Below are 11,446 nucleotides of genomic sequence, written 5' to 3' on the forward strand. Positions count from 1 at the left end.
ACGGGGGACGCCGGAAGCACTCGGGCCGTGGGTCGTCGCTACCCTTTCCCAGGTGTTGACCCGGATGTCGTCGCTGTTCCTGCGGACCCTGCGCGAGGACCCGGCCGACGCGGAAGTGCCGAGCCACAAGCTGCTCGTCCGCGCCGGCTACGTCCGACGCGTTGCGCCGGGGATCTACTCCTGGCTGCCGCTCGGGCTGAAGGTGCTGCGCGCGATCGAGCAGGTGGTGCGCGAGGAGATGGACGCCATCGGCGCCCAGGAGATCCACTTCCCGGCGCTGCTGCCGCGCGAGCCCTACGAGGCCACGGGCCGCTGGACCGAGTACGGCCCCAACCTGTTCCGGCTCAAGGACCGCAGGGGCAACGACTACCTCCTCGGCCCCACGCACGAAGAGCTCTTCACCCAGCTGGTCAAGGGCGAGTACTCGTCCTACAAGGACTACCCGGTGATGCTCTACCAGATCCAGAACAAGTACCGGGACGAGGCGCGTCCGCGCGCGGGCATCCTGCGCGGCCGCGAGTTCCTGATGAAGGACTCCTACTCCTTCGACCTCACCGACGAGGGCCTCGCCGAGTCCTACCGGCTGCATCGCGCCGCCTACGTCCGGATCTTCGACCGGCTCGGGCTGAAGTACGTCATCGTGAAGGCCACGTCCGGGGCGATGGGCGGTTCGGCCTCCGAGGAGTTCCTGGCGATTGCGCCCACCGGCGAGGACACGTTCGTCAGCAGCCCCGGTGGGTACGCGGCCAACGTCGAGGCCGTCACCACGCCCGCGCCTCCCGCCCGGCCGATCGAGGGGCTGCCCGCGGCGCAGGCCCACCACACGCCCGACACCCCCACGATCGAGACGCTCGTGGCGTTCCTCAACAACGCCGGTCTGGGCCGCACCTTCACCGCGGCCGACACGCTCAAGAACGTGCTGGTCAAGACGCGGCGTCCGGGCTCGGCCGAGTGGACCCTGCTCGGGGTGGGCGTGCCGGGCGACCGCGAGGTCGACATGAAGCGGCTGGAGGCCTCGCTCGAACCCGCCGAGGTGGCGCTGCTCGATGAGTCCGACTTCGCGAAGCACCCCTTCCTGGTCAAGGGCTACATCGGGCCGGGAGCGCTGGCCGCCAACGGTGTGCGCTACCTGGTCGACCCCCGGATCGTTCCCGGCACGGCGTGGGTCACCGGCGCGGACAAGGTCGACCACCACGTCGTCGACCTCGTGTGCGGGCGTGACTTCACCCCTGACGGCACGGTCGAGGCGGCCGAGGTGCGCGAGGGCGACCCCGCTCCCGACGGCTCGGGCCCGCTGGAGGCGGCCCGTGGCATCGAGATCGGGCACGTGTTCCAGCTCGGCCGCAAGTACGCCGACGCAGCCGGCCTCGATGCCCTCGGGCCCGACGGCAAGCCCGTGCGGATCACGATGGGCTCCTACGGGGTCGGTGTCTCCCGGCTCGTGGCGGTCATCGCGGAGCAGAGCTACGACGAGTCGGGCCTGATCTGGCCGCGCGGTGTAGCCCCGGCGGACGTGCACGTCGTCATCGCCGGGAAGACCGACGAGATCGTGGCAGGCGGCGAGCAGTTGGCCGCCGATCTCGAAGCGGCGGGCCTGCGCGTCGTGCTCGACGACCGCAAGGCGTCGCCCGGGGTCAAGTTCGCCGACGCCGAGCTGATCGGCATCCCGACCATCGTCGTCGTGGGTCGCGGACTGGCGAACGGGGTCGTCGAGGTGAAGGACAGACGCAGCGGTGACCGAATCGAGATACCGCTGAACGGCGCAGTGGAACAACTCGCCGATCTGGTGCGAAAGCAGTAGCGATCGACTCTGGCGGGTCGGCGCTTCACATGATCTTCTGTGCCCGTGTGACGTCGGGCGGTGCGAGAGGACGGGTATGCGTGAGCAACCCTGATCCCCCGCGTCGCCGTGAACGCGGTCTGCCGGTGCGCGATGCAGCGGACGCGAGGCTGCGGCACGACGGTCCAGCGGCGCTCCCCGCGCGTGACGCTCGGATCCGGACCTGTGCCGTGCTCCTCGCCGTCGGCAGATCGTGTGCCCGGCGGTTCCGCGGGAGGAGGTAGACCCGAATGGAGTTCGACGCGCTACGGGCCGCCGTGGTGCCCGGTGGCGGGGTGGTCGGACGCTGGCCCGGCCTGATCTGCGTAGCCGAGTGCGAGGACCGCGCCGTACTGCGCCGCCTCTTGGACGTGTGCGCGTCCACTGCGGGTCCTGATCCCGGGCGCACCGTGGCCCGGCGTCTGGCGATGTGGCTCGGCGGCCCCGACGCGCCGGGCTCGGGCCTGAGGTTCGGCACCGTCGCGATCAGCGGCGACCAGTGGGCGGTGTTCCTGTTCGGCTCGGTCGGGCTGATCGTCCCCGGCAGCGGGATCGAGCTGTCCGGCGCCGACGCCGCCACCTGGACCGACCGGCTGCTGTCGCGACAGGACACCCCGGGTGTGCTGGTGCTCGAGGGCAGCCCCGTCCCGGCCGACCTGGTGGACGGCGTCCACGACCTGCGCTCCGGCGTCGTGCCGGGCGCCGGTGCGGTGCTGGTGCAGGTCCGGCGCAACTCGGGTGGTGACAAGGCGGAGGAGATCGCCCAGCGGCGCACGCCCGAGCCCACGTGGCCCGACCTCGTGGACGTCCCGGGAGAGCTGGAGCGTTCCCCGTGGAGCATGACCGACACCGGGCCGCTCGCCACGAGCCGTCCGACGGTGCGGCAGCCCGTCGACGGCATCGCCGAGGACAGCCCGATCTGGCGGGGGGTGCTCGGCGGCCGCGACGCCATGGTCGGCGACGTCCTGAGCGGTGACCCGTCGGGCGGTGACATCCTCGGCGGCGACCTGGGCGACAGCCGATCCAGCGGCAACGGTTCCGCCGGCGGACGCACGAGTTCCGGGCTGAGCGGTGCGGGGTGGCCCACCACCCGGCGCACCGGTCCCGACCGGTCGAGTGGCCCGTCCGGCACCCGTCGCGGACGGACGGGGCGTTCCGGTGCGAGCCGGGGTGGCCTCGGCGCCAACGGGTCCGTGCTGCGAGCGGTCGGGAGCCGCGACTTCGAGCCTCCGGAACGGGGTGGCGCCGACGAGGGGGCGAGCCGCGACGACTCCGATGGCGGACGAGCCGATGACAGTGGTCCACCGGGCGCGGCGTCCGTCGAGAACGAAGCGGCGCGGCTCGGTTCCGCAGGCCGCGAGTCCGAACGCGACACGTCCGGCGGCGAGGTGCGCGATCCCGCTACGACGAGCCTGAGCGGTTCGGCCCCGCCTGCCGAGGACCGCCGCGCCGCGGCCACGGAGGCCGCGGCGGGCAGGAGTGCCCTGCGACCGGTGGTCGAGGCCGACCCCCGCAGGGAGGAGCGCGAGCGCGGCCAGTCCGGCCGCACCGTCCGCTCGGGCGCGACCGAAGCGCAGGCACGAGCATCGGCCCGCAGCGGGTCGGGCGGCCTCGGGAAGGGGCGGGGCACTGCCGGCGACGCTGCTCCGGACGGCGGTGCGCCAGGTGGCGCTGCCGCCGATGCCGGCGAGCCGGCAGCCACGCCCGGGATCGATGAGCGCGGAGCCCGTACGGGAGCGGATTCGACCTCTCCCGCCGCCGCACGCGCTGATTCCCGGCCCGCTGACGACTCCGGTCCCGTCGCCCCCGATGGTGCCGATGCGGGCCGCGCAGGCGGCGGCGAGCCGAGAAGCGCCGGATCGGGCCGCGTGAGTTCGCCAGGTGCCGGCTCGAACCGTGCCGGTGCGAACGGCGCCGGCGCGAACCGCACGGGGTCGACCGGCGCCGGTTCGATCGATGCCGGGGTGAACTGGGCCGGCTCGACCGGTGCCGGAGCCAACGGCTCGGGCGCGAACCGTGCGGCGAACGGTGCCGGAGCGAATGGTGCTGCGGCCAACGGTGCTGCAGCGAACGGTGCGGCGGTCAACGGGACCAACGGTGCCGGGACCAACGGTGCCGGGACCAACGGTGCCGGGACGAACGGTGCCGGGGCGAACCGGATCGGGTCGACCGGCGCCGGGGCGGGCGGTACCGGCTCGACCGGAGCCGGCGTGAACGGTGCCGACTCGAAGCCGGCGAAGCAGAGCCCTCCGCCTGGCCGGACCGACACCGGTCGTGTCACGCGCGGCGGCGACACGGGCCGGACGGGGTCGGGCGGCACTGCAACGGGCGCCGCATCGGCCCGCACCGGCTCGGGCCCCGCCGCGCAGCGCGGTGGAGAAGGAGACCGTGCGGAGCGGGGTGCGCCCGGCGCCGACCGCGGCGAAGCGGGCCGAGGCCCGTCGGGCCGCAACGGGTCCACCGGCAAGGCCGAGGCGCGGCGCGGTAGCTCCGGCGGCGGTCCGCGCAGTGCTGATATCCGGAGTGCCGACATGCACGGTGCTGACCTCCGGAACGCTGATCCGGGCCGGTCCGGTGACGGCCGTGCCGACCAGGGACGGGCCGATCGGAGTCCCACCGACGGCGGGTCCGGTGCTCCGGCGGACGTGCGTGACCCGGCCGGGGCAGAGGCCGGTTCGGGAGGCGGAGTCGCCGTCGTGGCCCGGTTGGTGCCGCGCGACACCGCCGGTGGTGCCGCCACCCCGGCGATCGACGAGACCAGCGTGGGATCCGTACACCCCCTTGCCGACCTCCCGCGCCGCCGCACCGCCGCAGGCGGGGCCGAGTCGACACAGCCCGAGTCCGACCAGTGGTTCGCGAGCAACACCGACATCGCCGAAGCCGCCGCTCCCTCACGGCAGGGACGACCGCGGCACGGCCGGCCCGAAGCCGAGGACTCAGCGGCCGCGCAGAAGGCGGGGGGAGGCGCGCCCGCTCAGGCAGGGCCGGCCGTGGCCCCCGGCTCGACGACCCAGACCCAGCTGCGGGCCGAACGCGTGCTCGGCGTCGTGCCGGCGGATCCGGCACGACCGCAGGGGGCCGAGCCGGCCCCCGTCGGCGTGCCGTCCGCCGAGGCCGCCACGGTCAGCGTCCCGAGCGGGGACGCGGCCGCGGCCGACTCCGATTCGAGCGAGACACCGCAGGTCCGGGGCCATCTGTGCCCGCGCGGCCACCTCAACGACCCGCGGGCGCAGTTCTGTCCGTCGTGCGGCTCCCGGGTCGAGGAGGGCGGTGGCGAGCTGGTGTCCGGCCCGCGTCCGCCGCTGGGCATGCTGATCTTCGACGACGGGGTCACGCACACGGTCGATGCCGACCATCTCGTGGGCCGGATGCCGGAAGCCGATCCACGGGTGCGCGCAGGATCGTTGCGTTCGCTTCTCATCGAGGACCCGTCCGGCGCGGTGTCACGGGTGCACGCCGAGATCCGCCTCAACGGCTGGGACGTGCTGCTCGTCGACTCCGGATCCCGCAACGGCACGTTCGTGGCCGGCCCGGGCGAGTCGGCGTGGACGCCGCTCCCGGCCCGGCAGTCACGGTGGCTGGTGCCGGGCACGCGGGTGCGGCTGGGTGGGCGGACGTTCCTGTTCGAGGCGCCGCCCGGGGTGCGCTGACCCCGGTCGGCCCTGCCGCTGGCCGACCGGGTGGCCGGTCAGATGGTGGTGGGGCGGGCGCTCGCCACGATCGCGTCGAGCGCTGCACGGGACGGTGACGGGGGAGCGTCGGGCGGCCCACCCGCGTCGTCCCCGTTCACCACGAGCAGCGCCATCGCGGGCCGCCCGTCCGGCCCGGAGGTCGGCACGGCGAGCACGAGAACCGTGCCCTCGGTCGCGAGGCATCCGTCGTCCGTGGCCGTGTGCGCCGTGGCCTCCACGAGGTTGCCCTGGATTCCACCGACGTCGACGGTCTGCGCGTTGCTCGCGCTGACGTCCGGGCGCGAGCCGTCCGGTGGCGTGTAGAGGGCCTGCGCCAGGCCCTGCGCGAGCGCGGGCAAGGAGGTGAGCGAGGCCGTTCCCGGCAGCACTGCGCTCGCGACGATCCCGCGGACGAAGGACCGGCCGGCGCACTCGTACTCGGGGCCTCTGGCCACGCCGGCGAAGGTCAGCCCGAACGGGTTCGTCAGCGGGTCACCACCCTGTGTCCAGTCCGTGGGCACGGCGTAGCTGAGGGTGGGCGTCTGGATCGGGGTCATCGGCCCCGCCGCCGCGGTGCCGCCCGGTTTGAGCAGCAGGTAGCCGGCGACGCCGAGTCCGGCGAGCACGAGCGCGCCCACAGCGATCATCGCGACCACCGTGGTGCGGTTGCGGCGGGCCACACCGGCGGGCGGTGCCGCAGGCGCGGGCTCGGACCACGGCTGCTGACCGGACCAGGGCTGCTGTCCCGGCGCCGGCGGCTGCCACGATCCCGCGGGCCGGCCCGAAGCCGGCCCCGCCCACGGCGACGGCCCGGCGCCGGGACCGCCGGGCCACGATTGCCCCGCCGGTCCGGGAGGAGGCGGCGCGGGACCCCACGGCGCGGGCGGGGTGGGCGGTCCCCAGGCTCTGGCGTCGGCGGGCGGCGGTGGTGCGTCGACGGCGGGCATACCCCACGGCGACGTCTCCGGCGCGGCCTGCGACGGCTCGATCCAGACCGTGCTGTCTCCCGTGCCGCCCTGCCCGGATCCGGGCTTGGCCCCGGACGCCGCGTCGGGGACGGGTGGCCCGGTCTCGGGGAGGGGCTGGGGCCCGGTCTCCGGGACGGGGTAGGGCGCGGTCTCAGCGACCGGTTGGGGTCCGGTCTCGGAAACGGGCTGGGGCCCCGTCTCCGGCACGGCCTCCGGCCCGGTCTCGGGTGCCGGGTCCGGCGTCGGGTCCGGGGAGCCGCTGCGTGAACCGGGCTCCGGCGGCGCGGTCGCCCCGCTCGGTCGCTGGTCGTCAGGCCCAGGCTGCGGCGGGTGGGCTCCACCGGTCGTCGTCACGGATCAAGGGTAGTTGTACGCCTTTCGGCTCATCCGGTGAGGAACGACAGCCTGACCGAGCGCACGGGGTTGTCGCCGTTGGTGTCCACGAGGCACACCGACTGCCAGGTCCCGAGGGCGGCGCGTCCGTCGAGCACCGGGACGGACATCGACGGCGCGACGATCGCGGGCAGGACGTGGTCGCGGCCGTGGCCGGGGCTGCCGTGCCGGTGCCGCCAGCGGTCGTCGGCGGGAAGTAGTTCGCGCAGCGCGGCGAGCAGGTCGGTGTCGCTGCCGGCGCCGGTCTCGATCACCGCGAGGCCGGCGGTGGCGTGCGGGACCCACACGTTCAGCAGGCCCTCCCGGGCGTCGACGGAACGCAGGAAGGTGGCGATCTCGTCGGTCAGATCCACCACGGCCTCCCGGCCGCCGGTCCTGATCTCGATCAGCTGGCTGTCCATGCTCGTAGTGTCCTTGTCCATGCGCAGCGCCTTCGGTCAGCAGTTCGATGTCCCCTCCGGCTACCTCAACACCGCCAGCATCGGGGTCCCCTCAGCGGCGATCGCCGACATCGTCGAGTCCGCGATCCGGGGGTGGCGCACCGGTGGCGGGCGGCCGGGCGACTACGACGAGTCCGTGGAGATCGCCCGTGCCGCCTTCGGCAAGCTCGTCGGGGTGGATGCGGGCCGGGTGGCGATCGGCTCGGCGGTGTCGCAGCTGGTCGGGCTGATCGCCGCGAGTGTTCCCGACCGAACCAGGGTGCTCGTCGCATCGGGCGAGTTCACGAGCGTGAGCTGGCCTTTCGCGGCCCAGGCTGCACGCGGTGTGACCGTCACGGAGGCCGAGCTCGAGAAGCTGGGGGACCTGGCAGGCGAGTACGACCTCGTCGCGGTGAGCGTCGTGCAGTCCGCCGACGGTCGCGTGGTCGACCTCGACGCCCTGCGGGCCGCTCAGGCGGGAGGCACGAGGGTGGTGCTGGACGCCACCCAGGCGCTCGGCTGGTTCGATGCCGACCTCGGCTGGGCCGACGTCGTGGTCGCCGCTGCCTACAAGTGGCTGCTCACCCCGCGCGGGGTGGCGTGGATGGCCATCGCTCCCGGAGTCGAGGTCGTGCCGCACCAGGCCGGCTGGTACGCCGCGGCCGACCGGTGGGGGAGCATCTACGGGCTGCCGCTGCAGCTGGCTGCCGACGCCCGGTCCCTCGACACGTCGCCTGCCTGGTACTGCCACGCAGGAGCGGCTGTCGCCCTGCCATGGCTCGCCGGGCTGGACCGCGCGGCCGTGCACGCCCACTGCGTGGGCCTCGCGGACGGGTTCCGGGCCGCCCTCGGGATGGAGCCCGCGGGATCCGCGATCGTCGCCGTCCGTACGGCCGGGGCGATGGACCGCCTGACCGCGGCCGGGGTGGTGGCGAGCGGACGCGCCGGAGCCGCGCGCGTGGGGTTCCACCTCTACAACACCGACGCCGACCGCGACCGGGCCCTCGACGCCCTCACCGGCTGACGGCTCGACCGGCCCCGGACGTCAGGCGCTGCCCGGGAAGACCAGGATCGCGGGTGGGTCCTTCACGACCGTGCGCCACACCGCGCAGCGCAGCGTGCCCTTCGTGAGGACGTCGAGCGCGGCCTGGCGCAGCGAGCGATCGCTGGTGCGCTCCACCACCGAGCGCCAGGCCGCCAGCGCGTCGGTCTCCGCGACGACCGCGAGCGCCGCCGCGGACGGCCCGTCGACGACCGGCTTCGGTGTCTGGTACGCGGGCTGGGCCGAGACGGGCTGGACACCGAGGTCGCTGAGTATCTGCTCGAGCTGCCCGCGCACCGCCCGGTGCGCGTCGGCGTCGGCACGGGCGGTCGACACCTGGTCGGCGGGTAGGAACGCGGGGATGAGCGTGTAGCACCAGACGGCGGCGTGCTCGGCCGCGAGAGCGTCCTGCAGCGCGTCCACTGCGGCCTTGTCGATCCCGATCGCTCCGGTGGGCGGGGTGTCGCTCATCCGAGCACCTGTGCGTAGGCCGCGCAGCACGCCGCCACCGAAGCGACGAGCCCGACGCGATCGGGGGGCAGGGTGAGCACCGCGGCGGTGGCCGACTGGCCGGAGGCGAGTACCGCGGCGCGTACCTCGGCAAGCGTGACGGTGCGGGCGGTGGCCTGGGCAGGCGGCTTGCTCGGCTGCGACGGGTCGAGGCGGGCCACCTCGGCGTCGAGCGCCTGGGCGTGCGCGGTGCGCGCGTCGACCAACGGCTGAATCCGCGGGGCGAGGGCGGGAGTGGACGCGATCGCCGTGGCGGCCAGAGCCACATCGTTGCGGGCGGCGTCGGCGAGCGCGATCAGTGGGTCGGGCCCTGCTTGTGCGTTCGTGCCGATCGCGCAACCGGCCAGAGCGGGCGGGAGAAGCAGGAGACCGGTGATCAACTGGCGACGGGTGATCCCGGGTGCTGAAGCCGACCCGGGATGCTCTCGCACGGAAACTCCTCACGCAGCGCGTTACGGCCATATCCTGCCAGGCCGCTGTGAGGGCCGGGCGCGATACCCTGGCAAACTCACCGCACCCGCCCAGCGACATCCGCCGCTGCCGCGCAGGCGGAGAGAACCGAAACGAGCAGGAGTCATCCGATGCCCTCCCCCCGCCCCGCGCAGGAAGCCGGGCAGCCGCCCGGACAGCTGCACGGCGTGCTGGAACCGATTGTCCGCGATGCCGGATTCGAGCTCGACCAGCTCGACGTGCGCACCGCGGGCCGTCGTCACACCATCAAGGTCGTGGTGGACTCCGAATCCGGCATCGGGCTCGACGACATCGCGCAGCTGTCCCGGGCCGTCTCGGCCGAGCTGGACCAGCACGAGCACCTCATCCCCGGCTCCTACACCCTCGAGGTCACCTCACCGGGCGTCGACCGGCCCCTGACCGGTCCCCGGCACTGGCGGCGGGCGCACCTGCGTCAGGTCGCGGTCCGCACGCGCGAGGGCGACACGTTCACCGGCCGGGTCGGTCCGGCAGGCGAGGAGGCCGTCACCGTCCTCGTCGACGGCGAGTTGCGCGGGCTGCGCTACGCCGACGTAGAACACGCCGGCGTCCAGGTGGAGTTCCGGCCCGCGCCGGAGGCCGAGCTGCAGCTGCTGCAGGGGGCGTCCGAGCCACCTGAGGAGGACACGGCATGAATGTCGACATCGCCGCGCTGCGCACCATCGAGCGCGAGAAGGACATCCCCTTCGAGACGGTCATCGAGGCCATCGAGACCGCCCTTCTCACTGCCTACAAACACACGGACGGCCACCAGCCCCACGCGCGCATCGACATCGACCGCAAGACGGGCGCGGTCCGCGTGATGGCCCAGGAGATCGGCTCGGACGGGGCCGTGGCGTCCGAATGGGACGACACCCCTGAGGGCTTCGGCCGGATCGCGGCCACCACCGCGCGCCAGGTGATCGTGCAGCGCCTGCGCGACGCCGAGCACGAGCGCACCTACGGCGAGTTCGCGGCGAAGGAGGGCGAGATCGTCGCGGGCGTCATCCAGCGCGACGCCCGCGCCAACGCCCGTGGCGTGGTGATCGTGCAGCTGAGCCCGCAGACCGAGGGCGTGCTGCCGCAGGCCGAGCAGGTCCCCGGTGAGAAGTACGAGCACGGCTCACGGATCCGCTGCTACGTGGTCGGCGTGACGCGGGGAATGCGTGGGACGCAGATCACGTTGAGCAGGACGCATCCCAACCTCGTGCGCAAGCTCTTCGCGCTCGAGGTGCCGGAGATCGTCGACGGGTCCGTGGAGATCGTCGCCGTGGCCCGGGAGGCCGGACACCGTTCGAAGATCGCCGTCCGGTCCACCGTGCCGGGCGTCAACCCCAAGGGCGCCTGCATCGGCCCGGTCGGGGCGAGGGTGCGCGGGGTCATGAGCGAGCTGGCCGGGGAGAAGATCGACATCATCGACTGGTCCGACGACCCGGCGACCTTTGTGGGCAACGCCCTTTCGCCGTCCAAAGTGGTGTCGGTCACTGTCCTCGACGCGCGCACGAAGACCGCGAGGGTGGTCGTGCCCGACTTCCAGTTGTCGCTGGCCATCGGCAAGGAAGGTCAGAACGCCCGGTTGGCGGCCCGGCTCACCGGATGGAGGATCGACATCCGCAGCGACGCCGATCCCCGGGGGGCCGTGGATGCACCAGAGTCGGAGTCGGTCGGCTGATCCGCGAGGCACCCCGCGAGGGCGGAACGAATCACACTGCTGCGCTACACTCCACCTCGGCCCACAGCTCGAATTCGGCCTCCGCTCGTCCGACGCCCACCCCGGATCCGCGATCCGCGGCGGGACCCGTCCGGACCTGCATAGGATGCCGAAGTCGATCGGTGGTCGACGGTCTGTTGCGGGTCGTCGTGGTGGACGGGGTCCTCACCCCTGACCCACGGCGGCGGCTTCCCGGGCGAGGTGCATGGTTGCATCCGGCTTCGGAGTGCCTGGACCGTGCCGAGCGGCGCTCGGCGTTCCCGCGGGCGTTGCGCGTCCCGGGTCCGCTGGACACCGGTGCGGTACGGGCCAGAATCGAGTGTGGGAGTCGGAGCGAGCACGTGAACGATGCAGTGCAGATGGGCAGTACCGCGAGCGGGGTCCGGGAAAGACCCGGGTCCGTCACACGAGGAAGCAAGGTCGACCCGTCATGAGCCAGTCGTGA

At 73.6% G+C, this 11,446-nt stretch carries 10 protein-coding genes; 6 read left to right on the forward strand and 4 right to left on the reverse strand.

Going from position 1 to position 11,446, the window contains the following annotated elements; all coding sequences use genetic code 11:
* Nucleotides 1-52: 52 nt before the first annotated feature.
* Both ACQPZQ_RS09990 and ACQPZQ_RS09995 read left to right on the forward strand, forming a co-directional pair.
* Nucleotides 53-1,801: a proline--tRNA ligase gene (locus ACQPZQ_RS09990; RefSeq protein ID WP_433294326.1), complete on the forward strand. Its 1,749-nt coding sequence runs from the start codon at nt 53-55 to the stop codon at nt 1,799-1,801.
* A 269-nt stretch (nt 1,802-2,070) separates the two neighbouring features.
* A complete protein-coding gene (locus tag ACQPZQ_RS09995; RefSeq protein WP_433294328.1) occupies nt 2,071-5,469 on the forward strand; it encodes an FHA domain-containing protein in 3,399 nt (1,132 codons plus the stop codon).
* Nucleotides 5,470-5,507: 38 nt separating this feature from the next.
* Here the strand turns inward: ACQPZQ_RS09995 and ACQPZQ_RS10000 are convergent, their stop codons facing one another.
* The gene (locus tag ACQPZQ_RS10000) at nt 5,508-6,812 is read right to left on the reverse strand and encodes a hypothetical protein (RefSeq protein ID WP_433294330.1); all 1,305 of its coding nucleotides are present in this window, start codon (nt 6,810-6,812) and stop codon (nt 5,508-5,510) included.
* A 29-nt stretch (nt 6,813-6,841) separates the two neighbouring features.
* Nucleotides 6,842-7,252, reverse strand: a complete 411-nt coding sequence (locus tag ACQPZQ_RS10005; protein WP_433299102.1) for a secondary thiamine-phosphate synthase enzyme YjbQ — start codon at nt 7,250-7,252, stop codon at nt 6,842-6,844.
* Nucleotides 7,253-7,271: 19 nt separating this feature from the next.
* On the opposite strand from ACQPZQ_RS10005, the gene ACQPZQ_RS10010 reads away from it, so the two are divergent.
* The gene (locus ACQPZQ_RS10010; protein WP_433294333.1) at nt 7,272-8,294 is read left to right on the forward strand and encodes an aminotransferase; all 1,023 of its coding nucleotides are present in this window, start codon (nt 7,272-7,274) and stop codon (nt 8,292-8,294) included.
* A 21-nt stretch (nt 8,295-8,315) separates the two neighbouring features.
* Here the strand turns inward: ACQPZQ_RS10010 and ACQPZQ_RS10015 are convergent, their stop codons facing one another.
* Complete coding sequence (locus ACQPZQ_RS10015; RefSeq protein WP_433294335.1) at nt 8,316-8,783, reverse strand: ferritin-like domain-containing protein; 468 nt, start codon at nt 8,781-8,783, stop codon at nt 8,316-8,318.
* Nucleotides 8,780-9,253: a hypothetical protein gene (locus tag ACQPZQ_RS10020; protein ID WP_433294338.1), complete on the reverse strand. Its 474-nt coding sequence runs from the start codon at nt 9,251-9,253 to the stop codon at nt 8,780-8,782. Before ACQPZQ_RS10020 ends, ACQPZQ_RS10015 begins: the two co-directional genes overlap by 4 nt.
* A 150-nt stretch (nt 9,254-9,403) precedes the next feature.
* Here ACQPZQ_RS10020 and rimP point away from each other — a divergent pair, with 150 nt between their 5' ends.
* From rimP to ACQPZQ_RS10035, 3 genes are read left to right on the forward strand one after another with little or no spacing between them, the layout of a single operon-like run.
* A complete protein-coding gene (gene rimP, locus ACQPZQ_RS10025) occupies nt 9,404-9,946 on the forward strand; it encodes a ribosome maturation factor RimP (RefSeq protein ID WP_433294340.1) in 543 nt (180 codons plus the stop codon).
* Entirely contained in the window at nt 9,943-10,962 is a 1,020-nt protein-coding gene (gene nusA, locus ACQPZQ_RS10030) for a transcription termination factor NusA (RefSeq protein ID WP_433294342.1), read from the forward strand. Before rimP ends, nusA begins: the two co-directional genes overlap by 4 nt.
* Nucleotides 10,887-11,435, forward strand: a complete 549-nt coding sequence (locus ACQPZQ_RS10035; RefSeq protein ID WP_433294344.1) for a YlxR family protein — start codon at nt 10,887-10,889, stop codon at nt 11,433-11,435. Before nusA ends, ACQPZQ_RS10035 begins: the two co-directional genes overlap by 76 nt.
* Nucleotides 11,436-11,446: the final 11 nt, after the last annotated feature.

It is taken from the genome of Pseudonocardia sp. CA-142604, from assembly GCF_050948475.1.
Taxonomy (GTDB): Bacteria; Actinomycetota; Actinomycetes; order Mycobacteriales; family Pseudonocardiaceae; genus Pseudonocardia; species Pseudonocardia alaniniphila.